Source organism: Micromonospora sp. CA-246542 (genome assembly GCF_050942905.1).
Classification (GTDB): domain Bacteria; phylum Actinomycetota; class Actinomycetes; order Mycobacteriales; family Micromonosporaceae; genus Micromonospora.
In genome coordinates this window covers 5647556-5673943 of the sequence record NZ_CP192040.1, presented here as the reverse complement: position 1 = coordinate 5673943, position 26388 = coordinate 5647556, and the positions used below count along the sequence as shown (strand labels likewise).

The window sequence follows — 26388 nt, the reverse complement described above, 5'->3', positions numbered from 1 at the left end:
ATCTGCCGGAGGACCAGTGCCCCTGCTCTACACCATCGGCAAGCTCACCGTGGCGCCCGCGCTGCGGTTGGCGTTCCGCCCGACCGTGGAGGGTCTGGAACACGTGCCGGAGACCGGCGGCGCGATCTTCGCTGGCAACCACCTCTCGGTGGCGGACGAGCTGTTCCTCGGCACGGTGGTGCCCCGGCATCTGGCGTTCTGGGCCAAGTCCGAGTACTTCACCGGCACCGGCGCGAAGGGTGCGTTCTCGAAGTTCGTCCTCACCGGTCTGGGCGCCATCCCGGTCGAACGGGCCGGTGGGCGTGCCGCGCTGTCCGCGTTCGACGCGGCGATCCCGGCGTTGCGGGGCGGTGATCTGGTGGTGGTCTACCCGGAGGGCACCCGCTCCCCGGACGGCAAGCTCTACCGGGGCCGGACCGGGGCGGCCCGGCTGGCGATCGCCGCCGGTGTGCCGATCATTCCGGTGGGCACGATCGGCACGGACAAGGCGCAGCCGATCGGGGCCCGGGTACCCCGCCCCGGCACTGCCAAGATCACCGTGAAGTTCGGAAAGCCGCTGGACTTCACCGGCCGCCCGGACGATCGCACCTCGCTGCGGCAGATGACCGACGAGGTGATGAGCGAGATCCAGAAGCTCACGGGCCAGGAGTACATCCCCCGCTACGCCCCGAAGCGCGCCGAAACCGACCCGGCCAGCGAGGTCTGACCTCTGCCCCGCCCCACGTCGTCCGCGTGACCTCACCCAGCGTCACGGATGCGGCTCAGCCCTGCTTGGGCTGGACGATCTGCGTGCGCAGGGTGTCCAGCAACGTCGCGCTGTCCGAGACAGAGAGCCGGGTGAACACCCCGGTGGCGATGCTGCCGTGGTCGACCGAGGTGCACACCACCACCTCACCCTCGGCTGGCCGACCGATCGCGCAGCGCTCGTACCGACCCCGTACGCCGGTCCGCACCGTCTCGGGGGCCTCCAGCGCGTAGCGCTCACCGAGCCGCGTGATCTCCTCGTCCGCGTCCGCCTCGGGGGTCAGCCGGAAGCCGGTGCCGCCGAAGACCGTCACCTGCTTGCCATCCGCCGTCCGGTAGACGCCCGCGAAGGTGTCCTCGGCCAGCAGGTGCTCCTGGCGTACCTCCTTCTCCAACTGCTTGGCCGTCTCGGAGCTGCTGTCGTCCTGCCGCAGGCTCAGGTCGGCGACCTGCTCGGGCAGCGCGGCGCTGGCCGGGTACTGGGACGAGATCGGCAGGCCGTAGTAGGCCGGGCAACCACAGCAGCAGGCCAGGCTGAGCAGCAGAAGCCACGGCCAGCGACGCCGGCGGCGGCGTGGTCGAGGGGGCGGGTACCCCTTGGAGGCCTCCCCACCCGGCGGCGCCGTGGCCGGACCCCGCCCCCGGCGCTGTTTCGGCACCCGGGCGGGCGGCGCCGGCCGGACCGGCGCGGCGGGCCCGGCGGCGGTGGGTGGAGGCGGTGGGGCAGGTCGGGCGTGCGGTGGCGGGTAGGCGACCGGCGGCAGGTAGGCCGGCGGTGGCGGGTGGGCGGCGGGTTGGTGGTGAGGCGGCGGCGAGACGGGGTGCGTCCCGACGGGCGGTGGTGAGACGGGGTGCGCGCCGGCGGGCGGCCCGGGCCACTGCCGGGTGGCCGGCGGGACCGGGTAGCCGAGCGTCGGCGGCAGCGGGGGCAGTTCGGCGGACGGCAGGTCCCAGCCACCGGTGTCCACCCCGGCCCACGGGTCGACCGGGGTGCGGTGCTCCAGCGGCTGCTCCGGCAACGGCGGTGGCGGGGTCGGCTCGGCCGACTCCCCCAGGCGCGCCGACGCGGCAGCGGAGGCGGAACCGGCGCGGACCCGCTCCACCGGGGCGCGGGCGGCGCGGCGGGGAGTCGGGGCCGTCACCCACACGCTCGCGGGCGGTGGGCTCGGGCCCGGCAGCCGGCCTGGTCTCGGCCGCGGGCTCGGGGGCAGTCGGGTACGGCTCGGGCTTGTCGGCCGGCTCGGGCTCGGCTGCCGGCTCCTTCGCCGTCGGGTCCGGCCCGGCTGCCGGCTCCTTTGCCGTCGGGTCCGGCTCGGCTGCCGGCTCCTTTGCCGTCGGGTCCGGCTCGGCTGCCGGCTCGGGCAGCGTCGGGTCCGGCTTCGCCGCGGGCTCGGGCGTCGCCGCCTCCGCCGGGGCGGCGGCGGTCGGTTCGACCGGGGCTCCGGGCCGTCGGGGACGGCAGGCTGATCCGGGGTACGGGTGGGGAGGTCGACTCGTCGGCGACCGCCGGCGCGTCGTCCGGCTTCGGGCCAGGGGTGCGCCCGTCGGCCGGCCGTGCTCCCGGCTGGGGCTCCGGCATCGCGGCAATCTCCTCTCGCGCCGGTCCGAGGTTAGTACCGTGCCGCCACCACCGCCGCCCGGGCACCGAGCGCGTGCCCGGGGCGGCCGGTCGGCCGGCATCGTGGCGTGCGCGCGGTCACCGTCGGGCGGGCGCGTACCCTTGGGCATCATGAGTGCCCCGTCCACGACGCCGCGCGCGGCCGCGACCAATTCGAGCGACGGCTCCAGCTCGGAGCCGTCGATCTGGCCCCGGCTCGAGCCGTTGCTCCCGCAGATCTCCAAGCCGATCCAGTACGTCGGCGGTGAACTGGGCGCGGTCGTCAAGGACTGGGACGCGGCGACGGTGCGCTGGGCGCTGATGTATCCCGACGCGTACGAGGTGGGCCTGCCCAACCAGGGTGTGCAGATCCTCTACGAGGTGCTCAACGAGCTGCCCGACACCCTCGCCGAGCGGACGTACGCGGTCTGGCCCGACCTGGAGAGCCTGATGCGCACGCACGGCGTGCCGCAGTTCACCGTCGACGCGCACCGGCCGGTGCGCAAGTTCGACGTGTTCGGCATCTCCTTCTCCACCGAGCTGGGCTACACCAACATGCTCACGGCGATCGACCTGGCCGGCATTCCGCTGCTGGCCGCCGACCGTACCGACGCCGACCCGGTGATCGTGGCCGGTGGGCACGCCGCGTTCAACCCGGAGCCGATCGCCGACTTCATCGACGCCGCGGTGCTCGGCGACGGCGAGGAGGCCGTCCTGGAGATCACCGCGATCGTCCGGGAGTGGAAGGCCGAGGGCTCCCCGGGTGGCCGCGACGAGCTGCTGCTGCGGCTGGCCCGCACCGAAAGCGTCTACGTGCCGCGCTTCTACGACGTGGACTACCTGCCGGACGGCCGGATCCAGCGGGTCGTGCCGAACCGGGCGGACGTGCCGTTCCGGGTGCACAAGCGCACGACGATGGACCTGGACGCGTGGCCGTACCCGAAGAAGCCCCTCGTGCCGCTCGCCGAGACGGTGCACGAGCGGTACGCCGTGGAGATCTTCCGGGGCTGCACCCGGGGCTGCCGCTTCTGCCAGGCCGGCATGATCACCCGCCCGGTGCGCGAGCGGTCGATCACCACGGTGGGGCAGATGGTGCGGGAGGGCCTGGAGTTCTCCGGCTTCAACGAGGTGGGCCTGCTGTCGCTCTCCTCGGCCGACCACTCCGAGATCGGCGACATGTGCTCGGGCCTGGCCCAGCAGTACGAGGGCACGAACGTCTCGCTGTCGCTGCCGTCGACCCGGGTGGACGCCTTCAACATCGACCTCGCGCAGGAGCTGTCCCGCAACGGGCGGCGTACCGGTCTGACCTTCGCCCCGGAGGGCGGGTCGGAGCGGATCCGCAAGGTCATCAACAAGATGGTGTCGAAGGAAGACCTGATCCGCACGGTCGTCACCGCGTACAGCAACGGTTGGCGGCAGGTGAAGCTCTACTTCATGTGCGGCCTGCCCACCGAGACCGACGAGGACGTCCTCGAGATCGCGGAGATGGCCCACGAGGTGATCCGGGCCGGTCGGGCCGCCACCGGCTCCAAGGACATCCGCTGCACGGTCTCCATCGGCGGGTTCGTGCCGAAGCCGCACACCCCGTTCCAGTGGGCCGCGATGGAGCGTCCGGAGGTCATCGACCACCGACTCAAGATCCTCAAGCAGGCCATCAACGCGGACCGCTCGCTGGGCCGGGCCATCGGCTACCGCTACCACGACGGCGAGCCCTCGCTCATCGAAGGGCTGCTCTCCCGGGGTGACCGCCGCGTCGGCGCGGTGATCCGCCGGGTCTGGGAGAACGGCGGCCGGTTCGACGGGTGGAGCGAGCACTTCTCGTACCAGCGTTGGGTGGACGCGGCGGCCGAGACGCTGCCCGCGTTCGGGGTGGATCTCGACTGGTACACCACCCGCCAGCGCGACGAGCTGGAGGTCCTGCCCTGGGACCACCTGGACTCGGGCCTGGACAAGGACTGGCTCTGGCAGGACTGGCAGGATTCGGTTAGCGGGTTCGAGCAGGACGACTGCCGGTGGACCCCGTGCTTCGACTGCGGTGTCTGCCCCTCCATGGACACCGAGATCCAGATCGGCCCGACGGGCAAGAAACTCCTCCCCCTGACGCCGATCACCCCCCTGAAGACCCCCGCCCCCTGACCGACCCCGACGGGTCGCTCGCGTCGATCATGAAGTTGTTGCCCGCGCCACGGCGTGTCGCCGACAATAACTTCATGATCAACGAGGTGCTGAGTTTCGAGGAGCGAGACGATCAGTAAGAGAAACCAGCCGGAGGGTGGGCAGGCGCCGATCGTCCAGCGCGCCCGCATCCGGTACGCCAAGCGCGGGCCGTTGCGGTTCACCTCGCACCGGGACTTCGCCCGGGCCTTCGAGCGCGCGCTGCGTCGTGCCGCCGTACCGATCGCGTTCTCCCAGGGCTTCACCCCGCACCCGAAGATCTCCTACGCCAGCGCCGCCCCGACCGGGGTGGCCAGCGAGGCGGAGTACCTGGAGATCGGCCTTCAGGCCCCGGTCGACCCGGAGGCGCTGCGCGCCGCGCTCGACGCCGCGCTCTCACCCGGGCTGGACGTGCTGGAGGTGGTGATCGCCGAGGGTGGCAGCCTGGCCGACCGGATCGAGGCGTCGCACTGGCACATCGAGCTGCCCGAGGTCGACACGGAGACCCTGCGCGCCGCCGTGGACGCGTTCACCGCCGCCGACGAGGTTCTGGTCGAGCGGATGACCAAGCAGGGGCGACGCACCTTCGACGCTCGCGCGGCAGTCATATCGATCGATGCCCTCCCCTCGACGCAGACGCCTTCCGGGGTGCCGGCCGTACCGTGTGCGATACTCGAACTGGTCGTACGGCAGGTCACTCCGTCCGTGCGACCCGATGACGTCCTTTCCGGCCTCCGCGTGGTGGCCGACCTGGAGCCGCCGGTCTCGCCGAGGGTGACCCGGCTGGCTCAGGGCACGCTGACCGCGCAGGGTGCGATCGTGGATCCGTTGGATGCGGACCGCGGCGGGGCAGCCATCGTTGGGCACTGACCGACGGTCAGCGCTCTTGCAGGCAGACTTCGGCGGTCGCGCACCACGCGCGCCCGGCGGAAACACTTTTGCGGCGACCCTGCGTGGCAGCGCTCACCCGCGCCCGGGGCAGCCAGAACTGGAGAACGTCCATGCTCGAGAACGAGCCCGAGGGCGGCGAACGGACCGGTTCACAGCCGGCCGGGGAGACCGCTGAGCAGAGCAGCACCGACAGCACCGCCGGCACCGAGCAGGCCGCCGGCGCGGAGCAGGCCGGGACGGAGAGCGCCGAGCCCGCCGCGAAGCCGCGACGGGCGCGGGCCACCCGGCGTCGGGCCGCCCCGCTCAACCAGCCGGAACAGGCCGAGGCGCCCGTCGAGGCGTCCACCGGTGGGCTCGGCGCCGTCGAGTCGCCGCAGGCGGAGGTCTTCGCCCCGATCTCCGGTGACCTCGACGTCCCGCCGAAGACCCCGCGCCGCCGTCGTAAGGCCGCTCCGGTCGAGACGACCGCCGAGGAGCCGCTGGCCGCGGCCAGCGCGGAGCTGTCGTCCCCCGAGGTGGTTCCCCCGGTCAAGGTGACCCGCACCCGGCGGAAGAAGGCCACGCCCGCGGTCACCGAGCCGGAGCCCGCCGCCGTCGAGTCGGAGCCGGCCGCCGAGGAGCCGGCCGCCGTCACCGAGCCCGTCCCGGCCGACGAGACGCCGGCCGAGTCCGACCTGCGGGAGGCCGAAGCCGAGCTGGACGAGGCGCAGACCTCGCCGAGCACGGCCGAGCAGGCGTTCGGGGATGTCGCGCCCGGTGTCGCCGTGGCGAATGTGACCGACGAGCCGGTCGAGCCGGCCGAGGCCATCGAGGCCGAGCCGCCGAAGACCCGCCGTCGTCGCGCCGCGCTCTCCGCGCCCACCGTGCTGTTCATGGCACCCCAGCCGGACGCCGTGCCGGTGACCCGCCCGGCCGAGCCCGAGCCGGTCGCCGAGGAGCCGGCCGTCGAGGCCGAGCCCTCCCGTCGTCGGCGGCGCGGCCGCCGCGACGCGGAGCCGGTCGAGCCGGTGGAGCCGATCGAGGCCGTCGAGGCCGAGGAGGAGCCGACCGAGGAGGCCGACGAGGCCACCGAGGCGGACGAGGACGACGAGGACAGCGCCGCCGCGCGCCGTCGCCGTCGCCGTGGTCGCCGTGGTCGGGGCCGGGGCAAGGGTGGCGCTGACGACGCCGAGGACGAGGATTCCGACGAGGCGGCGCAGGCCGACGAGGAGACCGCCGAGGCCGAGTCCGAGGGCGAGGGCGACGAGGACGAGGAGTCCGAGGGCGGGGACGGGATGACCCGTCGTCGCCGTCGGCGTCGTCGCCGGGGCGCGGGTGACACCGAGGGGGCCGCCGACGACGGTGTGCCGACCGTGGTCAAGATCCGCGAACCCCGTCGTACGGTCGACGAGGTCCAGGGCGTGTCCGGCTCGACCCGGCTGGAGGCCAAGCGCCAGCGTCGCCGGGACGGCCGGGAGCAGCGCCGTACGCGGCCGCCGATCCTCAGCGAGTCGGAGTTCCTGGCCCGCCGGGAGGCGGTGGACCGGGTGATGGCGGTCCGGCAGCGCGGCGACCGTACCCAGATCGCCGTCCTGGAGGACGGGGTGCTGGTCGAGCACTACGTCACCCGCAACTCCTCCGGCACCATGGCCGGCAACGTCTACCTGGGCAAGGTCCAGAACGTGCTGCCCAGCATGGAGGCGGCGTTCGTCGACGTCGGCCGGGGCCGCAACGCGGTGCTCTACGCGGGCGAGGTCAACTGGGACACCTCCGGGCTGGAGGGGCGGGCCCGCTCGATCGAGCAGGCGCTGCGCTCCGGCGACTCGGTGCTGGTCCAGGTCACCAAGGACCCGATCGGGCACAAGGGCGCACGGCTGACCAGCCACATCGCGCTCTCCGGCCGGCACCTGGTCTACGTGCCCAACGGCAACGCGTCCGGGATCAGCCGCAAGCTGCCGGACACCGAGCGCAAGCGGCTGCGGGACGTGCTCAAGAAGCTGGTTCCGGACGGCGCCGGCGTGATCGTCCGGACGGCCGCCGAGGGCGCCAGCGAGGACGAGCTGGCCCGCGACGTCAAGCGGTTGCAGGCGCAGTGGGAGGACATCCAGGCCAAGGCCGCCGAGGGTGGCGCCCCGGTGCTGCTCTACGAGGAGCCCGACCTGGTCATCCGGGTGGTCCGCGACCTGTTCAACGAGGACTTCCGCGAGCTGGTCATCGAGGGCGAGCAGTCGTACGGCATGGTCGAGTCGTACCTGTCGCACGTCTCCCCGGACCTGGTCGACCGGGTCCGCCGGCACGTCGGTACGAACGACGTGTTCGCCGAGTACCGGATCGACGAGCAGATCATCAAGGGTCTGGACCGTAAGGTGTTCCTGCCGTCCGGTGGTTCGCTGGTGATCGACAAGACCGAGGCCATGACGGTCGTCGACGTGAACACCGGCAAGTACACCGGCTCCGGCGGCAACCTGGAGGAGACGGTCACCCGCAACAACCTGGAGGCGGCGGAGGAGATCGTCCGCCAGCTCCGGCTGCGGGACATCGGCGGCATCGTGGTGATCGACTTCATCGACATGGTGCTCGAGTCGAACCGGGAGCTGGTGCTGCGCCGGCTCACCGAGTGCCTGGGCCGGGACCGCACCAAGCACCAGGTCACCGAGATCACCTCGCTCGGTCTGGTGCAGATGACCCGCAAGCGGATCGGCGCGGGCCTGCTGGAGGCGTTCAGCGAGACCTGCGACTGCTGCAAGGGCCGGGGCGTCATCATCCACACCGAGCCGGTGCCGGAGAAGCCGCGCAACGGCGGGGCCGCGGAGAAGGTCAAGGCCGTCGCGTCGTCGACGCCGTCCGCCGCCCCGGCCGCCCCGGCCGCGGAGAACGGCACGCCGTCCTCCCGCCGCCGGGCGCGCAAGAGCGCCCCGGCCGAGCGCGCCGTGGTCGAGGTCGTCGACACCGACAACCTCGCCGAACCGGACGCCGACTACCAGGACACCATGGGGTACGACCTGTCCCGGTACGAGACGGAGACGGAGGCCGCTCCGGCGGTGTCCGACAGTCAGCGGGGTGAGTCGGCCCGGCTGGCCGCGGCGGACGACCCGGACGCTCTCGCCGACGCCGACGGCGACGAGGAGGCCGCCGAGGGTGGCACCGGACGTCGTCGTTCCCGCCGGGGTGGCGCCCGCCGACGGACCCGCCCCTGACGGCTGACCCGCCCGCCGTCCCTGACGGCTGACCGGCCCGGTGTTTGACGAGGTCCCTTTCCCGGCAATGTGACGGGGGAGGGACCTCGTCGCTCGGGTCACCGCGACGCGGGAACGCTCGGCCCCGGTCAGGAGAAGAAGATGCGTCGCCTGCTCGCTCGTACCCTGCTGGTAGCCGTACTCCTGGCTTCGGCGGCCTGCTCCGACGGCCGCCCGGGTGGTGCGGACCCGACCGGGGGTCCCGCGCCGACGGGTTCGGCCGCTACGCCGCTGGGCGGTGGCGCGGCGGGCGGTGACGCCCGGGTCTGTGCCGAGGCGCGGCGGGCCGGGACCACCGCCGTCCGGGAATATGTCGAGGGGCTGGGCCAGATGGTCGCCGCGGTGGGCGCGGGTGACACCGTGACGGCCGACGCGGCCCGGAGCCGGGCGCAGGCGGCCCTGGCCGACTGGCGGGCGGCGCTGCGGGAGCAGGGCGCTCAGGCCACCGACGCGCAGCTCAGGACGTTGCTCAGTGACCTCGGCACGGAGGTCACCGCCCTCGGGGTCGACGTCGAGTCGATCGACGAGACCGAACTGGACCGGCTCCAGCAGCGCCTCGATCAGCTCTGCGGCCGGTGACCAGGGCGGGCCGGTTTGGGGTCCGCGCCCGCCATGCCGTACTCTTGCCTACGGCCCACCTTTGGTGTGCCGAGTTCCCGCGTGCCCGCGCCGCCGTGCACTGCTACCCGGCGAGCCGCCGCGGGGACGACCAGTCAGCAGCCTCAACGACAGGGAGTCCGCCTCCGATGTACGCGATCGTCAAGACCGGCGGCAAGCAGTACAAGGTCGCCGAGGGCGACGTGATCGAGGTCGAGAAGCTCACCGGTGCCCCCGGTGACGCGGTGAAGCTCACCGCGGTGCTCCTCGTCGACGGTGACGACCTGGTGACCGACGCGGCGAAGCTTGCCGAGGTCGCGGTGTCCGGCGAGATCGCCGCGCACACCAAGGGCCCGAAGATCCGGATCCACAAGTTCAAGAACAAGACCGGCTACCACAAGCGCCAGGGTCACCGCCAGCCGTTGACCCAGGTCAAGGTGACCGGCATCTCCAGCGGGAAGTAGGTCGTCCTCCAATGGCTCACAAAAAGGGTGCGTCCAGCTCGCGTAACGGTCGCGATTCCGCGGCCCAGCGACTCGGCGTGAAGCGCTTCGGTGGTCAGGTCGTCAGCGCCGGTGAGATCCTCATCCGGCAGCGTGGCACCAAGTTCCACCCCGGTGACCTGGTCGGCCGTGGCGGCGACGACACGCTGTTCGCCCTGGCCGCCGGCTCGGTTCTGTTCGGCACCAAGCGCGGTCGCAAGACCGTCAGCATTGTTCCGCAGCAGTAGTTCTCTTCGCTGAGCGGGCCGCGGACCTCCGGGTCCCGGCCCGCTTGGTTTTTTCGAAGTGCGGGGACGACCCTCGCTGGAAGGATTGACGCCGTGGCGACGTTCGTTGACCGGGTCGTCCTGCATCTGCAGGCCGGCGATGGTGGGCACGGTTGTGTCTCGATCCACCGCGAGAAGTTCAAGCCCTTCGGAGGGCCGGACGGCGGCAACGGCGGCCACGGCGGCAGCGTGTCGCTGGTGGTCGACCCGCAGGTGACCACGCTGCTCGACTTCCATTTCCACCCGCACGTCAAGGCCGACAACGGCAAGGGCGGCGCCGGGTCGAACCGGGACGGGGCCAACGGCCACAACCTGGTGCTCAAGGTGCCCAACGGTACGGTCGTGCAGACCACCGACGGCACCGTGCTGGCCGACATGGTCGGCGCCGGCACCACCTTCGAGGTGGCCCGGGGCGGGCGCGGTGGGCGCGGCAACGCCTCGCTGGCCAACGCCAAGCGCAAGGCGCCCGGCTTCGCCGAACTGGGGGAGCCCGGCGACCAGCTCGACATCGTGCTGGAGCTGAAGAGTGTCGCCGACGTGGGCCTGGTGGGTTTCCCGTCGGCCGGCAAGTCGTCGCTGATCTCGGTGATCTCCGCCGCGAAGCCGAAGATCGCCGACTACCCGTTCACCACCCTCGTGCCCAACCTCGGCGTGGTCCGGCTGGACAACCACACCTTCACCGTCGCCGACGTGCCGGGCCTGATCCCCGGCGCGGCCACCGGCAAGGGCCTGGGCCTGGAGTTCCTGCGGCACATCGAGCGCTGCGCGGTCCTGGTGCACGTGATCGACTCGGCGACGCTGGAGCCGGGTCGCGACCCGGTCGCCGACATCGACGCGATCGAGGCCGAGCTGAGCCAGTACGGCGGGCTGACCGACCGCCCCCGACTGGTGGCCGTGAACAAGGTCGACGTGCCGGACGGCCGGGACCTCGCCGAGATCGTCCGCCCCGACCTCGAGGAGCGCGGCTACCGGGTGTTCGAGGTCTCCGCGGCCACCCGGGAAGGGCTCAAGGAGCTGACGTACGCGATGGCCGAGCTGGTCGAGGCCGAGCGTAAGGCCGCCCCGCCGGCCGAGCCGACCCGGATCGTGATCCGGCCGATGGCCGTGGACGACGCCGGCTTCACCATCACGGCGGAGGCCGACGGGTCGTTCACCGTGCGCGGCGTACGCCCGGAGCGGTGGGTCAAGCAGACCAACTTCGACAACGACGAGGCGGTCGGCTACCTCGCCGACCGGCTGGCCCGCCTCGGTGTCGAGGACAAGCTGGCCAAGGCCGGCGCCGAGCCCGGTGACCTGGTCCGGATCGGCGAGCGCGAGTTCGACTGGCAGCCGACGCTCTACGCGGGCGTGGAGTTCGTGCCCGGTAACCGGGGCACCGACGTACGCCTGGAGGAGAAGTCGAGCCGGGCGTCGGCGGCGGATCGGCTCGCCGCGCGCAAGGCCCGCCGGGTGCGCCCGGAGGACGAGGCCGGCGCGGACGAGATCGGCGCGGACGTGGGCGACGACGACATCGAGGATGACGCCGAGTAGCCGGTTGCGCTCCGTGATCGGGTTGATTGCCGGAAACCTCCGCGAAATCCATCCCGCTTAGCGTCGGGTGATGCTGATCGAGTCGCGGCCCGCCATCGATCCCGAAGTCGCCGCCCTGGTCGTCGCCCAGCAGCGTGAGCTGCGCTTCGCTGACGGCGGGTTGGACGGGCAGGTCACCGTCACCCACGACGACATCCGCTACCTGGCCGTGGTGGTACGCGGTCGGGCCGTCGCCTGTGGCGGGCTCCAGTCGCTCGACGCCGTCACCGGCGAGGTCAAGCGGATGTACGTGCGGCCGGCGTACCGGGGCCGGGGCATCGCCCGGCAACTGCTCGCCGCCCTGGAGGAGTGCGCGTTCCAGCAGGGGCACACCGTGGTCTGCCTGGAGACCGGCACGTACCTGCCGGCGGCCGTCGGGCTGTACACGTCGTGCGGCTACGAACCGATCCCGGTGTACGGCGAGTACGTGGGCAACCCGTACAGCGTCTGCTTCGCCAAACGGCTCCCGGTCGCGGCCTGACGGCTGCCGTCGGCGATCCGTCGGGTGTCCGGCCGGCGTCAGGCGCCGGTCTCGGCGTGCGCGACGGTGACCGGCTTCGACTCGGGTGACGCGTGCTGGCGCAGCACGATGCTCAGCAGGATCAGGGCGCCGACCGCCAGGAACTCGCTCTGCCAGTTCTGCATGGACTGGAACCAGAAGTCGCTCGTGCCGAGGAAGTCCCACGCGCTGATCGGCGGCGCTCCGCTCTGCAACGCCTGCTCCTGGTTGTACGCGGCCGTGCCGCCGAGCAGGTGCCCGACAAACGAGCCGGCGAAGATCAACAGCAGCGCGATGGAGAGGCTGTTGCGGTAGACCACCAGCGGCAGGCCGCCGGCGCGTACCGGCCACGGCGACCGCGCGGTGGCGTGGCGCTCGTCGTCCTCCGGGCGGTCGGTCTGGTCGACCGGCTTCGACTCGGCCGAGCCGCGCTGCACCAGGTACGCGGTGAGCAGCACGTACCCGCCCATCTGAAGGAACTCCGACTCCCAGTTCTCGAAGACGGCCTCGGCGAAGTGCCCGCTGGCGAGGTACGAGGGCCAGCTCAGCGGAGCCGCGCCGAACTCGACCAGCTCCTCGTTGTGGGTCTGCCAGCCGAAGATGCTCTGTAGCACCAGGAACACTCCGAAGGCGCCCAGCATCGCGGCGGCCAGCGCGTTGTCGCGTATCCAGCGAGGCATCATCGACCCCCTTCACGGATCACCATCCGTGACGTACCCCGCGCCTGCTCGCTTTCAAACGCGTGAAGTAGCAGCTCAGGGGCGGTCGATCGGGGTGTCGAGGCGTCCGCCGGTCCCGGCTTCGTTCGACAGCAGCAGGCCGAGGGCCAGCATGCCGAAGCCGAGGGCGAGGTGCAGCCAGTTGTCCGCGCCGTTGACGGGCAGGATGTTCGCGCCGCCCTCCTCGTCGATCGCCTCGATCGCCAGGCCGTACAGCCAGAGGGCGAGGTAGACCGCGCCGCCCCCGGCCAGGAAGACCCGCGCGCCGGCGACGCTGCGGGCCAACACCAGACCCACCAGCCCGAAGAGCAGGTGTACGGCGTTGTGCAGGATCGAGACCTGGAACACGCCGAGCAGTTTGGCGTCCGAGTGGTGCCCGGCGAAGGCGAGATCGCCGTAGTCGGTGGTGATGCCGGGGATGTAGCCGAGGACACCGATCAGCAGGAAGACCCCGGCCACGACCAGCGCGGCGACCTGCACCCGCGGTCGGGGCGCGGCCGGTCGGCCACCCCGCGCGTCTCGTGCCATCGGTGCCCCTTTCGTGGATCTGCCCGGTCCCGCGAACGTCGCTGTCCGCAGCGGCGACGTGACGCAGCCCGACGATCCTCCATTTTGAAGTCCCTCCCGACCCTCGCGCAGAGAAATGCACGAACAGGTATGGAAGCCAAAACGCCGGGTAGGTGAGTTGTCAGCGGCCACGGCGACACGGCCGCATCCCCCAGAACAACCGCGACGACACTTCCGAGCGGAAGGGAAATCATGACTTACGATCTGTCACCCACCTCCTCCACCTACGGCCAGGAGTCCACCAACGGCGGCGGCGTCCGCGAGCAGGCCCGGCACGTCGGGTCCGAGGCGGCGCACGCCGGTGGCGCGGTCGCCCAGACCGCCAAGGAGCAGGGCACCGAGGTTGGCCGTGAGGCCGTCCGGCAGGCCCGCAACCTCTACGGCGAAGCCCGCACGCAGCTCGCCAGCCAGACCGGTGAGCAGCAGCGCCGCGCGGCCGGCGGACTGCGGTCGATCGCCGACGAGATGCGCACGATGGCCGAGCAGGGTGGCCAGGCCGGTCCGGTGAGCGAGCTCGCCCGCCAGGCCGCCGACCGGGTGCACGGCGTGGCCGGCTGGCTCGAGGAGCGCCAGCCCGGCGACCTGATCAACGAGGTACGCGACTACGCGCGACGTAACCCGGGCACCTTCCTGGTCGGCGCGGCGGTGCTGGGTGTGCTGGCCGGTCGACTGACCAAGGGCATCTCGGCCTCCGGTGACGATTCCGGCAACGGTTCCGCGGGTTACCGCGGCGCGGGCGCGTACGACCCGGAGCAGACCGCGGTGATCCCCACCCCGCCGCCGGCGCCCCGTACGGCCGCGGACGCCACCCCGGCGGGCGGCTACCTCGACCCGACCCCGGGCACCTACACCGAGCCGACCTCCGGCGGTTACACCGACCCGACGCCGGGCGGGTACACCGACCCGGCCCGCCAGGGCGGCTACACCGAGCCGGCGAGCACCGGTCAGCCGCTGCCGCCGGTGACCCAGACCGACCCGCTGCCGGGCGTGCCGTCCAGCGGCAGCCCCCGCCCGTGAGGCGCCGAGTCATCCGAAGGGAGGCGGCGGCATGAGCATGCCGACGCAGGGGTCCGGACTGGATTCCGGTTACCACCCCGACGCGGGTGCCCCGCACACCGCGGCCGAGGTGAAGGGCAGTTCGCTCGGTGACCTGATGCGTCAGGTCACCACCGACCTGTCGACGCTGATGCGCCAGGAGGTCGAGCTGGCCAAGGCCGAGATCCGCCAGGAGGGCAAGAAGGCCGGCAAGGCCGCGGGCCTCTTCGGCGGTGCCGGCTTCGGCGGCTACATGGTGGCCCTCTTCGTGTCGATCGCCATCTGGCAGTTCCTGGACAACGTCATGGACTCCGGCCTCGCCGCGCTGATCGTGGCCGTGGTCTGGGCCGTGGTCGCCGCCGTCCTCTACTCGGCGGCCAAGAAGAACGCCCAGCACGTACGCGGGCTCAAGCAGACCAACGACAGCGTGCAGCGGATCCCCGACGCGCTCAAGCCCCACCCGGAGGGAGTCACCCGATGAGCACCGACCCCGACCAGATCCGCCGGGAGATCGAAGCCACCCGCAACAGCCTCAGCTCCGATGTGGACGCGTTGGCGTACAAGGTCAGCCCCAGCCGCATCGTCGACGACCGTAAGCAGCGGGCCCGCTCCGCGCTGCAGAATGTGAGGGACAAGGTCATGGGAACCGCTTCCGACCTCGGCCACGGCACCGGCCACGCCGCCCACTCGGTGGGCGACCGCGCGTCGTCGGCGGCGTCCAGCGTCAACGACGCCGCGCACTCGGCGGCCTCCTCCGTGAGCGACGCCGCCCACAGCGCGCCCCGCGTGATCCGGGAGAAGTCGCAGGGCAACCCGCTCGCCGCCGGTCTGATCGCCTTCGGCGTGGGCTGGCTGGCCTCCTCGCTGATCCCCGCCTCCCGCCGGGAGCAGCAGGCGGCCGCCCAGGTCAAGGAGAAGGTCGGCGAGCACAGCGGAGTCGTCAAGGAGAAGCTGGGCGAGGTTGCCAGCGAACTCAAGGACGAGCTGCGCGAGCCGGCCCAGCACGCCGCCGAGTCGGTGAAGTCCACCGCCCAGGACGCCGTGCACGCGGTCAAGGACGACGGCCGTTCGGCCGCCCAGGACGTCAAGGACCAGGCACAGCAGGCCCGCCAGCAGGTCAGTTCCTGAAACCCACCGACGTCGACGTATCTCCCCGCGATCTTGCACTTCCGGTTGCCGCTCTGTCGGCTAACGGGGCTTCTGTCCCAGCAGAAAGTGCAAGATCGCGGGGACTTCGTGGCGGTGGGCCGGGGTGCGGATTCTGGTGTCGCCGTAGCGGACTCCGCCTTTCAGCAGGCGCTGGGTTACCGCGAGCCAGCTGCAGATGCCGCGTTCGAGCAGCCAGAGCGGGGCGGCCAGCGTGGTGGTCGGTGGGAAGACGGTGGCACCGGCCGCGCGGCGGCGACCCGCCTCGGCCAGGGCGACGACGCTGGCCGTCATGCCGAGCAGCAGCCCCGGCCGGCGGGTCGCGACCGCCGTGGCCAGCGCGGGCAGGACCGCGAGCGCGGTCAGCAGGCGGGCCGGCTGGGCCAGATCGTCGTACGCCTGGCGGACCCGCTGGCCCCGGAAGTGCGCCGCGTCCGGCGGCAGCCGCCGTACGTACAGCCAGGGTGGCGCGGCCTCGACGCCGCCGTGGGCGCGGACGGTACGGATCAGCTCCAGGTTCTCGAAGAGCACGTCGGGGTCGTACCCGCCCATGGCGAGGAACGTGCTGCGGCGTACCGCGAGGGTGCCGGGGTAGTCGTTTCCGAGGGCTCGGTTGAGCAGCGTCCGTCCGGTGTCCCACCAGGCGTGCCAGGGCAGGGGATCGAAGTAGTTCTGCGGCCGGACCAGGTCGACCCGGCCCAGCAGCCGGTGCACCGCGTGGAGCCCGGCCTCGTCGTACCGGACGTCGTCGTCGGCGATCACCACGTGCTCGTGCCGTGCCACGCCCACGCCGGTGTGCACCCCTACCACCTTGCCGTTGAGCCCTCGCCGGGCGGGGTCGGGCGGCAGGTGCCGCACCAGCGGGCGCCAGGTCGCCGCGTGCCGGGCGAACAACTCCGGAGGTGACCCGTCGACCACGATCACGTCGACGAGACCGCTGAGCCGGCGCAGGTAGCCGGTCAGCTCGTCCAGGCCGGCGTCGGTGTGCCAGCGCAGCGGCAGGACGTACGCCATCGGCAGAGGCGTTCGGCCGGTGTCGTGACGCGCGGTGCGCGGGATGTCACCGGGGGCCGGAGAGAGCATCGCGCCTCCTGGGCAGGTGGGTACGGTGCGCGGTCGTCCGCTGCACCTGCCCGCACGGCGGACGTCCAAACCGGCGCGAAGCACCGACACCGAACAACGCCGGTGGGACGACCTCAGGCGCGGCGTACGTTGGTGACGGTCATGCGGCCGGGCGGCAGGACGGGCATCCGGTGCAGGTCCAGGCGCAGATCCTGCGGCGGCACGTCGTAGCGCATGCCGCCGGTCAGGTGGGTGACCGCCCGCTTCATGAGGTCGATGGTGATCCACTCGCCGGCGCAGCGGTGCCCGGTGCTGTGGTCGCCGCCGCCCTGCGCGATCAGCGCGAACGGGTCCACGCGTCGGTCGGCGAACCGCTCGGGGCGAAACAGTTCCGGTTCGGGCCAGAGCGCCGGGTGGTGGTTCGTGCCGTAGAGGTCGAGCAGCACCCGCCGCCCCTGCGGGAAGTGGTGGCCCTGCCAGTCGAAGGGGCGCCGGACCCGGGCCGCGGCCATCGGAAAGAACGGGTAGTAGCGGCGTACCTCCTGGACGAACTGCTCGGTGGCCCCGTCGTCGCCGTGGACCCGCTGTCGCCAGGCGGGATGGTCGTGCAGAGCGAGCGCGGCGAAGACGATGTACCGGTCCACGGCGACCGTGGGACGCAGCAGGTTGAGCAGTTCGACGGCGGCGATCCGGCGGGGGAGCAGCGCCCCGCGCGTGTCGCGGTGCTCGGCGACGACCCGGAGCGGGCTGTCGGCCGGGGCCGGGTGGATGCCGACACGGGTCCGCTCGACGAGGTCGCCGATCCAGCGTTCGGCGCGGCGGCGGGCGAGCAGGCCCCGCCAGTGCCGTGGGCCGACGACCGCCGGGCCCTCGATCATGGCGTGCAGGTCGACGGCGCGGCGGTCGACCTGTGACGTGGCCAGCGGCACGCCGGCCCAGGCGCAGACCACCCGGGTCAGCAGCCGGCCCAACTCGTCGTAGAGCGGCACCGCGCCGGCCGCCTCCCAGGCGGGAATCCGTGCCCGCCACTCGGCGTCGAAGAGGTGCCCGAGTCGCCCGATCGCCGCTGGCGTCATGATCGACATGAACATGGCCTTGCGGTCGGTGTGCGCGGCGCCGTCCAGCCCCTGCACGCCGCCCCGGCCGGTGAGGGTCCGCTGGATCCGCAGCGGCATGGCGCTCTCGCGCTGGAAGCGCTCGTTGTCGTAGAACAGGGTGGCGGCCGGCCGACCCCGCAGGCAGATGGTCGGCGCGAGCAGGATCCGGGTCGAGAAGACGTCGCTGCCCAGGCGGTCGCAGCGTTCTCCGATGAACCGGTAGCCGGCGCGCAGCAGAGCGAGGGTGCTGTCCGGGCTGCGGTCGGCCGGCATGGTCGCCATCGGGCCTCCTCGAGGTTCCGGCGGCGGCCCGCGTCGCCGCCGGGGCACGTCTACCCTCGTGGCCGCCGTGCAATCCCCGCGTCGACAGCGCGTCCGCTGGCCCCTCCCACGGGCGGCGGAACCTGGTTGGCTAGCCGGTGGGGCCGTCGCCGGTCGGCATCGTCGGACGACGGTGGCGACCCCCCGTCGGGCCGAGGTGTCCACGACCACGGGGAGGACGCATGAACGACAACAGGCCGCCGCGCTGGCGGCAGCGCCGGGCGGTCGAGACGCCGGGTGCGGGCCGGGCCGGGCGGCCGCTGATCGGCCCGCCGGGCCGGCCGGCCCGACCGCGCCGGTTCTTCACCGTGCACCTGGGCTTCACCGCGCCGGGCACGGCCGAGGCGCTCGAACAGGCGGTGGCGTACGCGGAGGCGCTGAGCCTGCTCCGTCCGGAGTTGGCGCTCGGTGCGGCGGCCCTGTCGCCGGCCGATGCCTGGCACCGGGCCGAGCGGCTGTTCTGCGGCGCGGTCGGCCCGGACGGGGAGCGCTGCGTCGACGTCGCCGAGCATCCCGGCTTCCACCACGCGCCGGGCCCCGGCGGTCTGGGCTGGGGCGACGGCGACTAGGGCGGGTGTCACGGTCCCCCGGCCAGGGGCTTTGACAGCCGCCCTAACCCCGCTGAGAAACCCCCACCGCGTGTCCGCAGCCAACGGCGGGACCCGTGCCGGTGTCCTCCTCGAAGAGGGCACCGGCACCTGCCACGGTCGATCAGTCGAGGTCGAACTCGCCGTCCTGCGCGCCGGCCACGAACGCGTCCCACTCGGCCTGGGTGAAGACCAGCACCGGGCCCTGCGGCTCGGCTGAGTTGCGCATCCCGATCAGGTCGTCGACGAAGGCGACCTCGACAGCGCTCTCGGAGGTGTCCCCCTCGGCCCGTTGCCAGACCGCGCGGGAGAGGTCGAAATCGCCCTTGGGGTGCTGCGCCATGGTTCTTTCCTCCACTGCAGGGGGCCAGGTGGGGACCGCCTGCCGATCCCCATCGGGCAGGATAAGCGGATGCCGAGCCTGACCCGTGTAGAGGCGACCGCGCGTGGCGCGGCGATTACTGTCGAGTCCTATCAGGTGGACCTCGACCTGACCGGCGACGGCGATCTGTTCCGGTCCCGCGTCGAGATCCGCTTCCGGGCGACCGCCGGGGCCGCCACCTTCGTCGAGGTCAGGCCGACAAACCTCCTCGCGGTACGCCTCAACGACCGTGCCGTCGACCCCGCCACGCTGACCGACAACCGGCTGCCGCTGGTCGATCTCGACACGACGAACACCCTCGTCGTCGAGGCGGAGATGACGTACTCCAACGCCGGGGAGGGGCTGCACCGCTTCGTCGATCCGGCGGACGGCGAGACCTACCTGTACGCGATGTCGTTCCTCGACAACGCCCAGCGCATCTTCGCCGCGTTCGACCAGCCCGACCTCAAGGCCCCGTTCACCCTCACGGTCACCGCGCCGCCGCAGTGGACGGTCTCCGGCAACGCCGAGGTGGTCGCCACCCCGGCCCCGGGGCGCTGGGAGTTCGCCCCGACCGCGCCGCTGGCGACGTACTTCTTCTCGCTGATCGCCGGGCCGTACCACGTCCGCCACGCAGAGCACGACGGCATACCGCTGGCGATCTACTGTCGACGGTCGCTCGCCGAGCACCTGGACGCCGACGCCGAGGAGATCTTCGACATCACCGGACGGTGCCTGGACCGGTTCCACCAGCTCTTCGCCGAGCGCTACCCGTTCGGCAAGTACGACCAGGCGTTCGTGCCCGAGTTCAACGCCGGCGCGATGGAGAACCCGGGCATCGTCACCTTCCGCGACGACTACGTGTTCCGCTCGGCGGTCACCGACACCCAGCGCGAGGTGCGGGCCACCACCATCGCCCACGAGATGGCGCACATGTGGTTCGGTGACCTGGTCACCATGCGCTGGTGGGACGACCTGTGGCTCAACGAGTCCTTCGCCGAGTACCTGGGCACCCGGGTCACCGCCGAGGCCACCCGCTTCGACCAGGCGTGGACGACGTTCGCCATGCGCCGCAAGGCCTGGGGGTACGCGGCCGACCAGCGTCCCTCCACCCACCCGGTCGCGCCGCCGGAGGTGGCCGACGCCGACGAGGGCCTGCTCAACTTCGACGGCATCTCGTACGCCAAGGGCGCCGCCGTGCTGCGGCAACTGGTCGCGTGGCTCGGCGACGAGGCCTTCCTCGCCGGCCTGAACGCGCACTTCGCCGCGCACCGCTTCGGCAACGCCACCCTGGCCGACCTGCTGACCAGCCTCTCCGCCGCCAGCGGCCGGGACCTGTCCGGTTGGGCCGAGCTGTGGTTGCGCCGGCCGCAGGTCAACACGTTGCGCGCCGAGGTCGACGTCGACGCCGACGGGCGCTACACCGAGGTCGCCGTGGTGCAGACCGCCCCGGAGTCGCACCCGGTGCTGCGTCCGCACCGCATCGGGGTGGGTCGGTACGCGGCGAACGGCGCCGTCCAGCGCACGGAGGTCGATCTCGATCCGGCCGTCGACGGCGGTCGTACCGTGCTCGGCGCGTTGACGGGCGAGCCGGCGGCCGAGGTGCTGCTGCTCAACGACGGTGACCTGACCTTCGCCAAGGTACGCCTCGACGCGGCGTCGGCGGACGCGGTCGCGGTGGTGCTGCCTTCTCTGACCGATCCGCTCGCCCGGGCGGTGCTCTGGGGCGAGGCGCTGGACGCGGTGACCGACGGCGAACGGCCCGTCGTCGGCCTGGTCGACCTGATGGTCGCGGCGCTGCCCGCCGAGACCGAGGTGATCATCGCGGAGGACGTGCTCGTCCTCAGCCGGTCGCTGGTGGACCGTTACCTCGACCCGCTGGCCCGTTCGGCGGCGCTGGCCCGGGTCGCCGAGGCGTGCCGGCGTCTGCTCGACGGCGCGCCGGCGGGGGAGTCGTTGCAGCTCGCCGCCGCCCGGGGCTGGATCGCCGCGACCACCGACAGCGACCTGCTCGTCGGCTGGCTCGCCGGCCGGGACGTACCGGCCGGGCTGGCCGTCGACGCGGAGCTGCGGTGGGCGGTGCTGCGCCGGCTCGTGGTGCTGGGCGCGGCGGGCGAGGCGGAGATCGCCGAAGAGACGCGGGCCGACGTCAGCTCCGCCGGCGCGGAACAGGCCGCGTACTGCCGGGCCGCCCGGCCCGACCGGGCCGCCAAGCAGGCGGCATGGGAGATCCTCATGCGGGACACCGAGCTGTCCAACCGGCTGCTCGAGGCCACGGCGGAGGGGTTCTGGCAGCCAGAGCAGCCCGAGCTGACCGCCGCGTACGTCGGGCGGTACTTCGCCGAGATGCCGGCCGCCGCTCGTCGTCGTACCCCCTGGACGGCCGACCGGGTGGCGAAGCTGGCGTTTCCCCGCTACGCCGTGGCGCAGCCGACCCGGGAGGCGGCCGCGGCGTTGCTGGCCCGCGACGACCTGACGGCGGGCCTGCGGCGGGTCGTCACCGACGCCGACGACGACCTGCGGCGGGCGCTCGTGGCGCGCACGGCGGTGGCCGCCGCCTCGGCCTGAGGTCGGCCGGCCGCCGTGGTTGGGCGGCCCGGCTTGCGATGGTCGGTGCGCGGGGTGGCCCGAGCGGCCACCCCGCGCCCGTGCTCAGCGCAGGGCGGGTTCCGCCGTGACCGGGGCGTCGAAGTCGATGACGTAGCGCTGCTCGTGGGCGATCGTGCGTTCCGGGTCCATCGCCGTGCGCACCAGCAGGGGCATGAGCAGCGGCATCAGCGTCCGGGCGACCGGTCCGGGCGCCTTGGTGTGGTTGATCCGCGCGGCGCGGGCGGCGACCTTCTCGACCCGGGTACGACGCAGCCGCACGTACGCCTCGAAGGCCGACGTCACGTCGGGTAGGTCCCGCAGGCAGCGGGCGAGCTGCACCGCGCTCTCGATGGCGAGCGAGGCGCCCTGCCCGGAGCTGTTCGACGGCGCGTGCGCGGCGTCGCCGACCAGCACCATGCGACCCCAGTGCCAGTGCGGCACGGGCGGCATGATCTGCAACGCGCCGGCCACCTGGAGGTCGTCGGCGGCGCTGGTGGCCATCAGCTGCCGGCCCGGGTCGTCGTCGCCGTAGGTGGCGCGCAACGTGTCCAGCCACTGCCGCGCGGGCACCGTACGGGCCTCGACGAGGCTCATCGGCCGCTGCCCCGGCAGGTTGGCCCCCCAGCGGGTGCCGCCACCCGGCTCCGGCCAGTACAGGTAGTAGCCGCGCCGTCCGAAGGCGAACGTCATCGTGCCCTCCTCGGCGTCCACCTCGTGCCGGGCGACCGCCTCGAAGCCGAGCAGTCCGGTGAACCGGGGGCCGGGCGCGGCCGGGTCGATGAGGCCACGGACCGTGGAGCGGATGCCGTCCGCGCCGACCAGGACGTCGGCGGTCGCCGTGCTGCCGTCCTCGAAACGCGCGGTCACGCCGTCGTCGGTCTGCGTGACGTCGACCAGTCGCCTGCCGTAGGCGAAGGTGATGCCCTCGGCGACGGCCCGGTCGTGCAGCACCCGGTGCAGCTCGGCCCGGTGCACCACGCGCAGCGGCGGTACTCCGGCCAGCATCGGCAGGTCGATCCGTCGGGCCCCGACGGCCATGACGCTGCGGTGGATCCCGGTGGCGATCGCCGTCACCGCCTCGTCCGCGCCGACGGCCCTGAGGGCTGCCACGCCGTTGGGCGCGAGCGCGAGGGTGCCACCGATGCCGCCGGCTCCGCTGGCGGTCGCCGGGTACGCCTCGGCGACGGTGGCGGTGATGCCGGCGCGCTGGAGGGCGAGGGCCGCCACGGGCCCCGCGATGCCGCCGCCGATGACGAGTGCGGTTCGTACCGTTGTCATGCTCTTTCTCCCTGGTGTCGTCGCGTGGGTGCGGACGAACCGTCCTGGGAGGGAACCCGGTTATCCTCGTGGTTGCCGCTTCGGGCCGGGTGCCTGCTCAGGTGTCGGTTCGGGGTAGGGCTCCGGCGGGGTGTTGGCGCACCCCGCCGGAGCTGTCTTCTCAGTCGGCGGTGTCGGGGTCGCTGCTGGTCCTTGCGGCCAGCTCGGCCAGCTCGGCCGGCATCTCGCCGGTCTCGTGAAAGGCCCGCCAGGTGTCCAGCCCCGGGTAGCTTCCCGAGGTCAGCTCCGCCAGCAGGGCCCGCAGCCAGGTGGCCTCGGCGTCCCGGATGGCGAGGTCGTACTCGTTCTCGACCAGGAACAGTCGCGGGATCTCGCGCAGGTGGGCGTCGAGCGTCTCGCGGTCCCGGCGGAGCGCGTCGTCCAGGCGGTCGAGCCGCTGCCGGAGCAGGTCGGTCGCCTCGTCGGGGTGCAGGGCGGCGAGCACGGAGAGGCCGGCCCGGAAGCGGGGATGCTCCGCCATGGGCATGCCGACCAGCTCCCGCGCCCAGTCGACCAGCTCGGCGCGGCCCGCGTCGGTGATCCGGTAGACGGTGCGTTCCGGGCGTCGGCCCTCGCGGACGCTCTCCACGGCGGCGATCAACTGGTGTTTGTCCAGGTTGCGGATCACCGTGTAGAAGGAGCCCCACTTGAACTCCATGTCCTGGTCCTTGCCCCAGGCGCGCAGTGTGCTGGCCATCTCGTAGGGATGCATGGGCCGCTGGACGAGGGCGGAGAGCACGGCCAGCGCCAGCAGATTGCCGACCTTGCGCCGCTTCGGCATGACGCACCTCCCAAATACTCGTGGACGAGTATACGCACGCGAGTATCCGTGTCGCCAGCCCTCGGGCTGGTACGACCGGTTCGGACGTCCGGCCTACGATCAACGGGTGGAGGAAGATATCCGGCGGGTCGGGATCATGGGTGGCACCTTCGACCCGATCCACCACGGGCACCTCGTCGCGGCCAGCGAGGTGGCGGACCGGTTCGGCCTGGACGAGGTGGTCTTCGTCCCCACCGGGCAGCCGTGGCAGAAGGCCGACGAGCCGGTCAGCCCCGCCGAGGACCGGTACCTCATGACGGTCATCGCCACCGCCTCCAACCCCCGCTTCCAGGTCAGTCGCGTCGACATCGACCGCAGCGGCCCGACCTACACCGTCGACACGTTGCGCGACCTCCAGGCCGAGTACGGCTCCAAGGTCCAGCTCTTCTTCATCACCGGAGCGGACGCGCTGCAACGCATCCTGTCCTGGAAGGACCTGGACGAGATCTTCGAGCTGGCCCACTTCATCGGTGTGACCCGTCCCGGTTTCGCGCTGACCGACAAGCACCTCCCGGCGGACACGGTCAGCCTGATCCAGGTGCCCGCGATGTCCATCTCGTCGACCGACTGCCGTGCCCGGGTGGCCCGGGGTGAGCCGGTCTGGTACCTGGTGCCCGACGGTGTGGTGCAGTACATCGCCAAGCGACGCCTCTATCAGTCCTGATCACGTCCGGTATGTGCCGGTTGGTGCGTCTAACCGACCAGAACTGACGGGTCGGGACCTCGCCGGGTGTGAGACGCTTGGAGGATCGCACGCCTGATCGAAGGAGAACGGTGACAGTTTCCGAACGCGCGCACGAGCTGGCGATCGCCGCCGCCCAGGCAGCCGCCGACAAGAAGGCGCAGGACATCGCGATCATCGACGTCGGCGACCAGCTCGCCATCACGGACGCGTTCCTGCTCGCCGCCGCCCCCAACGAGCGCCAGGTGCTCGCCATCGTCGACGCCATCGAGGAGCGCCTGCTGGAGCTTCCGGAGAAGGCCAAGCCGATCCGGCGCGAAGGTGAGCGGGGTGGCCGCTGGGTGCTGCTCGACTACGTCGACATCGTGGTGCACGTCCAGCACACCGAGGAGCGCGAGTTCTACGGGCTCGACCGCCTCTGGAAGGACTGCCCCACCATCCCGTTCGTCGACCGCGACCTGGTCGAGGCCGACGCCAGCGGGTCCGCCGCGGCCGAATGACCCGGCTGATCGTCTGGCGGCACGGCAACACCGACTGGAACGCCGCCAACCGCGTCCAGGGGCAGACCGACGTACCCCTCAACGAGCTGGGCCGCGACCAGGCCCGCGCCGCCGCGCCGCTGCTCGCGTCGCTGCGACCGGACGCCATCGTCTCCAGCGACCTGGGCCGCGCCGCGGAGACCGCCGCGGCGCTGGCCGCGCTCACCGGGCTCGGGGTACGCACCGACGCCCGGCTGCGCGAGCGGCACTTCGGCCGGTGGCAGGGCCTGCACCTCACCGAGGTCGCCGAGCGGTTCCCCGGCGAGTACGCGCGCTGGCGGGCCGGCGACCCGGTGCCGGGCGCGGATCTGGAGCCGCTGCACGAGCTGGGCGAGCGGGTCGCCGCCGCGTTACTGGCGGCGGCCGACGCGACGCCCGGCGGGACGGTGGTCCTCGCCACTCACGGCGGCGCCTCCCGCCAGGGCGTCGGCCACCTGCTCGGCTGGCCTCCCGAGGTGCTGCGCACCATCGGCTCACTGGCCAACTGCCACTGGACCGAGCTGCGACACGACGACGTCCGGGGCTGGCAGCTCCGTGGCCACAACGTCGGCCTCGTCACCGCCCCGGCCGTCGTCGACGCGGTCTGAGCGTCGATCCGGCCCGGGTCGGCGCTCGCACCTCGGCGCGGCGGGTCGTGATCGGCTAGCGTGCCGGGCATGCCCGTCGCGGTTGTCATCGACTCCACCGCCTACCTCCCACCCGAGCTGGTGCTGCGGCACCGGCTGACCGTCGTCCCGTTGACCGTCGTGCTCAACGGCGCGGAGGGATTGGAGGGGGTGGAGACCCAACCCGCCGACGCCACCCGCGCGCTGGGTGAGCGGCGGGTGTCGGCCAGCACGTCCCGCCCGGCGCCGGAACAGTTCGCCCGGACGTACCGCCGTCTCCTCGACGACGGCGCCGACGGCGTCGTCTCGGTGCACATCTCCGCCGGCCTGTCCGGCACCGTCGAGGCCGCCCGCCTGGCCGCCGTCGACCTCGGCGGTCGGGTCGAGGTCGTCGACAGCCGCTCCGCCGGCATGGGCCTCGGCTTCCCGGCCATCGCCGCCGCCACCGCCGCCGAGGCCGGGGCGGACCTGGTCGGCGTACGCGACGCGGCGCTCGCCGCGGTCGCCCGGACCACCGTCTGGTTCTACGTCGACACGTTGGAGTTCCTCCGCCGGGGCGGCCGGATCAACGCCGCCGAGGCGCTGCTCGGCACCGCCCTGTCGGTCAAGCCGATCATGCACATGCCGGACGGCGCGATCGAGCTGCGGGAGAAGGTGCGGACCGCCAGTCGGGGAGTCTCCCGGCTCGTCGACCTGGCCGTCGAAGCGGCCGGCGACGACGACGTCGACCTGGGCGTACACCACCTGGCCGCGCCGCAGCGCGCCGAGGCGCTGCTCGCCGCGCTCACCGCGCGCCTGGGCGAACGGGTGCACGACACGTACGTCTCCGAGGCGGGCGCGGTGGTCGCGGCGCACGCCGGGCCGGGTCTGGCCTGTGTCGTCGTGCACCGCCGGCCCGGCAGCTGA

General features: G+C 72.6%; 26 protein-coding genes. 18 read left to right on the top strand and 8 right to left on the bottom strand.

The genetic code is table 11. The annotated features are described in order from the left end of the window. Window positions 1–16: 16 nt before the first annotated feature. Window positions 17–706: a lysophospholipid acyltransferase family protein gene (locus tag ACQP0N_RS26250; protein ID WP_433114896.1), complete on the top strand. Its 690-nt coding sequence runs from the start codon at window positions 17–19 to the stop codon at window positions 704–706. Between the two features lie 55 nt (window positions 707–761). Here the strand turns inward: ACQP0N_RS26250 and ACQP0N_RS26245 are convergent, their stop codons facing one another. After that, window positions 762–1886 (bottom strand): hypothetical protein, encoded by a 1125-nt coding sequence (locus ACQP0N_RS26245; RefSeq protein ID WP_433114894.1) that lies wholly within the window; start codon window positions 1884–1886, stop codon window positions 762–764. A 587-nt stretch (window positions 1887–2473) separates the two neighbouring features. Here ACQP0N_RS26245 and ACQP0N_RS26240 point away from each other — a divergent pair. The 8 genes from ACQP0N_RS26240 (at window position 2474) to ACQP0N_RS26205 (ending at window position 12017) form a co-directional block, all read left to right on the top strand. After that, entirely contained in the window at window positions 2474–4477 is a 2004-nt protein-coding gene (locus ACQP0N_RS26240; protein ID WP_433114892.1) for a TIGR03960 family B12-binding radical SAM protein, read from the top strand. A 192-nt stretch (window positions 4478–4669) separates the two neighbouring features. Next, entirely contained in the window at window positions 4670–5365 is a 696-nt protein-coding gene (locus ACQP0N_RS26235) for a TIGR03936 family radical SAM-associated protein (RefSeq protein ID WP_433114891.1), read from the top strand. 131 nt (window positions 5366–5496) lie between these two features. Then, window positions 5497–8562, top strand: a complete 3066-nt coding sequence (locus ACQP0N_RS26230; protein ID WP_433114889.1) for an Rne/Rng family ribonuclease — start codon at window positions 5497–5499, stop codon at window positions 8560–8562. Window positions 8563–8703: 141 nt separating this feature from the next. Beyond that, window positions 8704–9180 carry a hypothetical protein gene (locus tag ACQP0N_RS26225; protein ID WP_433114887.1) on the top strand — a complete coding sequence of 159 codons (477 nt, stop codon included), beginning with the start codon at window positions 8704–8706 and terminating at the stop codon, window positions 9178–9180. Window positions 9181–9347: 167 nt separating this feature from the next. Further along, window positions 9348–9662 carry a 50S ribosomal protein L21 gene (gene rplU, locus ACQP0N_RS26220; RefSeq protein ID WP_007464063.1) on the top strand — a complete coding sequence of 105 codons (315 nt, stop codon included), beginning with the start codon at window positions 9348–9350 and terminating at the stop codon, window positions 9660–9662. A gap of 11 nt (window positions 9663–9673) precedes the next feature. Next, complete coding sequence (gene rpmA, locus ACQP0N_RS26215; protein WP_043966727.1) at window positions 9674–9928, top strand: 50S ribosomal protein L27; 255 nt, start codon at window positions 9674–9676, stop codon at window positions 9926–9928. Window positions 9929–10021: 93 nt separating this feature from the next. Then, window positions 10022–11497 (top strand): GTPase ObgE, encoded by a 1476-nt coding sequence (gene obgE / locus ACQP0N_RS26210; RefSeq protein WP_355053170.1) that lies wholly within the window; start codon window positions 10022–10024, stop codon window positions 11495–11497. 70 nt (window positions 11498–11567) lie between these two features. Continuing rightward, a complete protein-coding gene (locus ACQP0N_RS26205) occupies window positions 11568–12017 on the top strand; it encodes a GNAT family N-acetyltransferase (protein ID WP_433114884.1) in 450 nt (149 codons plus the stop codon). Between the two features lie 38 nt (window positions 12018–12055). Here ACQP0N_RS26205 and ACQP0N_RS26200 read toward each other — a convergent pair whose 3' ends face one another. Continuing rightward, on the bottom strand, window positions 12056–12718 hold the full coding sequence (locus ACQP0N_RS26200; protein ID WP_433114882.1) for a DUF6766 family protein: 663 nt from the start codon (window positions 12716–12718) through the stop codon (window positions 12056–12058). Window positions 12719–12790: 72 nt separating this feature from the next. Continuing rightward, window positions 12791–13282 (bottom strand): DUF4383 domain-containing protein, encoded by a 492-nt coding sequence (locus tag ACQP0N_RS26195; RefSeq protein WP_433114880.1) that lies wholly within the window; start codon window positions 13280–13282, stop codon window positions 12791–12793. 231 nt (window positions 13283–13513) lie between these two features. On the opposite strand from ACQP0N_RS26195, the gene ACQP0N_RS26190 reads away from it, so the two are divergent. The 3 genes from ACQP0N_RS26190 to ACQP0N_RS26180 are packed head-to-tail and all read left to right on the top strand — an operon-like array spanning window position 13514 to window position 15484. After that, a complete protein-coding gene (locus tag ACQP0N_RS26190) occupies window positions 13514–14338 on the top strand; it encodes a hypothetical protein (protein ID WP_433114878.1) in 825 nt (274 codons plus the stop codon). A 31-nt stretch (window positions 14339–14369) separates the two neighbouring features. Continuing rightward, window positions 14370–14837 carry a phage holin family protein gene (locus ACQP0N_RS26185; protein ID WP_357397623.1) on the top strand — a complete coding sequence of 156 codons (468 nt, stop codon included), beginning with the start codon at window positions 14370–14372 and terminating at the stop codon, window positions 14835–14837. Further along, complete coding sequence (locus ACQP0N_RS26180) at window positions 14834–15484, top strand: DUF3618 domain-containing protein (RefSeq protein WP_433114876.1); 651 nt, start codon at window positions 14834–14836, stop codon at window positions 15482–15484. Before ACQP0N_RS26185 ends, ACQP0N_RS26180 begins: the two co-directional genes overlap by 4 nt. A gap of 60 nt (window positions 15485–15544) precedes the next feature. On the opposite strand, the gene ACQP0N_RS26175 is transcribed toward ACQP0N_RS26180, so the two are convergent. Together ACQP0N_RS26175 and ACQP0N_RS26170 are read right to left on the bottom strand one after the other, a co-directional pair. Next, window positions 15545–16585: a glycosyltransferase gene (locus tag ACQP0N_RS26175; RefSeq protein WP_433114874.1), complete on the bottom strand. Its 1041-nt coding sequence runs from the start codon at window positions 16583–16585 to the stop codon at window positions 15545–15547. Between the two features lie 113 nt (window positions 16586–16698). Continuing rightward, a complete protein-coding gene (locus tag ACQP0N_RS26170) occupies window positions 16699–17943 on the bottom strand; it encodes a cytochrome P450 (protein WP_433114872.1) in 1245 nt (414 codons plus the stop codon). Between the two features lie 221 nt (window positions 17944–18164). Here ACQP0N_RS26170 and ACQP0N_RS26165 point away from each other — a divergent pair, with 221 nt between their 5' ends. After that, window positions 18165–18551 (top strand): hypothetical protein, encoded by a 387-nt coding sequence (locus tag ACQP0N_RS26165; protein WP_433114870.1) that lies wholly within the window; start codon window positions 18165–18167, stop codon window positions 18549–18551. 142 nt (window positions 18552–18693) lie between these two features. On the opposite strand, the gene ACQP0N_RS26160 is transcribed toward ACQP0N_RS26165, so the two are convergent. Further along, window positions 18694–18912, bottom strand: a complete 219-nt coding sequence (locus tag ACQP0N_RS26160) for a DUF397 domain-containing protein (protein WP_355053179.1) — start codon at window positions 18910–18912, stop codon at window positions 18694–18696. A gap of 69 nt (window positions 18913–18981) precedes the next feature. Between ACQP0N_RS26160 and pepN the strand changes: the two genes are divergently transcribed. Beyond that, window positions 18982–21498: an aminopeptidase N gene (pepN, locus tag ACQP0N_RS26155; protein ID WP_433114868.1), complete on the top strand. Its 2517-nt coding sequence runs from the start codon at window positions 18982–18984 to the stop codon at window positions 21496–21498. Window positions 21499–21582: 84 nt separating this feature from the next. Here pepN and ACQP0N_RS26150 read toward each other — a convergent pair whose 3' ends face one another. Together ACQP0N_RS26150 and ACQP0N_RS26145 are read right to left on the bottom strand one after the other, a co-directional pair. Beyond that, on the bottom strand, window positions 21583–22797 hold the full coding sequence (locus ACQP0N_RS26150) for an FAD-dependent monooxygenase (protein ID WP_433114866.1): 1215 nt from the start codon (window positions 22795–22797) through the stop codon (window positions 21583–21585). A gap of 160 nt (window positions 22798–22957) precedes the next feature. Beyond that, on the bottom strand, window positions 22958–23617 hold the full coding sequence (locus ACQP0N_RS26145) for a PadR family transcriptional regulator (protein WP_433114864.1): 660 nt from the start codon (window positions 23615–23617) through the stop codon (window positions 22958–22960). 106 nt (window positions 23618–23723) lie between these two features. Between ACQP0N_RS26145 and nadD the strand changes: the two genes are divergently transcribed. The 4 genes from nadD to ACQP0N_RS26125 all read left to right on the top strand — a co-directional run bounded on the left by nadD (window position 23724) and on the right by ACQP0N_RS26125 (window position 26388). Next, window positions 23724–24320 carry a nicotinate-nucleotide adenylyltransferase gene (gene nadD, locus ACQP0N_RS26140; RefSeq protein WP_355053183.1) on the top strand — a complete coding sequence of 199 codons (597 nt, stop codon included), beginning with the start codon at window positions 23724–23726 and terminating at the stop codon, window positions 24318–24320. Between the two features lie 110 nt (window positions 24321–24430). Beyond that, on the top strand, window positions 24431–24838 hold the full coding sequence (rsfS, locus tag ACQP0N_RS26135) for a ribosome silencing factor (RefSeq protein WP_355053184.1): 408 nt from the start codon (window positions 24431–24433) through the stop codon (window positions 24836–24838). Next, window positions 24835–25464 carry a histidine phosphatase family protein gene (locus ACQP0N_RS26130; RefSeq protein WP_433114861.1) on the top strand — a complete coding sequence of 210 codons (630 nt, stop codon included), beginning with the start codon at window positions 24835–24837 and terminating at the stop codon, window positions 25462–25464. The genes rsfS and ACQP0N_RS26130 overlap by 4 nt, the downstream gene beginning before the upstream one ends. Window positions 25465–25533: 69 nt before the next feature. Continuing rightward, complete coding sequence (locus tag ACQP0N_RS26125) at window positions 25534–26388, top strand: DegV family protein (protein ID WP_433114859.1); 855 nt, start codon at window positions 25534–25536, stop codon at window positions 26386–26388.

Coding starts and splice junctions, on each gene's coding strand:
- ACQP0N_RS26150 (WP_433114866.1), bottom strand. CDS start 22,797: ATGACAACGGTACGAACCGCACTCGTCATCGGCGGCGGCATCGCGGGG.
- ACQP0N_RS26240 (WP_433114892.1), top strand. CDS start 2,474: ATGAGTGCCCCGTCCACGACGCCGCGCGCGGCCGCGACCAATTCGAGC.
- ACQP0N_RS26195 (WP_433114880.1), bottom strand. CDS start 13,282: ATGGCACGAGACGCGCGGGGTGGCCGACCGGCCGCGCCCCGACCGCGG.
- ACQP0N_RS26180 (WP_433114876.1), top strand. CDS start 14,834: ATGAGCACCGACCCCGACCAGATCCGCCGGGAGATCGAAGCCACCCGC.
- ACQP0N_RS26160 (WP_355053179.1), bottom strand. CDS start 18,912: ATGGCGCAGCACCCCAAGGGCGATTTCGACCTCTCCCGCGCGGTCTGG.
- ACQP0N_RS26205 (WP_433114884.1), top strand. CDS start 11,568: ATGCTGATCGAGTCGCGGCCCGCCATCGATCCCGAAGTCGCCGCCCTG.
- ACQP0N_RS26200 (WP_433114882.1), bottom strand. CDS start 12,718: ATGATGCCTCGCTGGATACGCGACAACGCGCTGGCCGCCGCGATGCTG.
- ACQP0N_RS26145 (WP_433114864.1), bottom strand. CDS start 23,617: ATGCCGAAGCGGCGCAAGGTCGGCAATCTGCTGGCGCTGGCCGTGCTC.
- ACQP0N_RS26225 (WP_433114887.1), top strand. CDS start 8,704: ATGCGTCGCCTGCTCGCTCGTACCCTGCTGGTAGCCGTACTCCTGGCT.
- ACQP0N_RS26185 (WP_357397623.1), top strand. CDS start 14,370: ATGAGCATGCCGACGCAGGGGTCCGGACTGGATTCCGGTTACCACCCC.
- ACQP0N_RS26170 (WP_433114872.1), bottom strand. CDS start 17,943: ATGGCGACCATGCCGGCCGACCGCAGCCCGGACAGCACCCTCGCTCTG.
- ACQP0N_RS26130 (WP_433114861.1), top strand. CDS start 24,835: ATGACCCGGCTGATCGTCTGGCGGCACGGCAACACCGACTGGAACGCC.
- rplU (WP_007464063.1), top strand. CDS start 9,348: ATGTACGCGATCGTCAAGACCGGCGGCAAGCAGTACAAGGTCGCCGAG.
- ACQP0N_RS26125 (WP_433114859.1), top strand. CDS start 25,534: ATGCCCGTCGCGGTTGTCATCGACTCCACCGCCTACCTCCCACCCGAG.
- ACQP0N_RS26175 (WP_433114874.1), bottom strand. CDS start 16,585: ATGCTCTCTCCGGCCCCCGGTGACATCCCGCGCACCGCGCGTCACGAC.
- rpmA (WP_043966727.1), top strand. CDS start 9,674: ATGGCTCACAAAAAGGGTGCGTCCAGCTCGCGTAACGGTCGCGATTCC.
- pepN (WP_433114868.1), top strand. CDS start 18,982: ATGCCGAGCCTGACCCGTGTAGAGGCGACCGCGCGTGGCGCGGCGATT.
- ACQP0N_RS26230 (WP_433114889.1), top strand. CDS start 5,497: ATGCTCGAGAACGAGCCCGAGGGCGGCGAACGGACCGGTTCACAGCCG.
- ACQP0N_RS26190 (WP_433114878.1), top strand. CDS start 13,514: ATGACTTACGATCTGTCACCCACCTCCTCCACCTACGGCCAGGAGTCC.
- ACQP0N_RS26165 (WP_433114870.1), top strand. CDS start 18,165: ATGAACGACAACAGGCCGCCGCGCTGGCGGCAGCGCCGGGCGGTCGAG.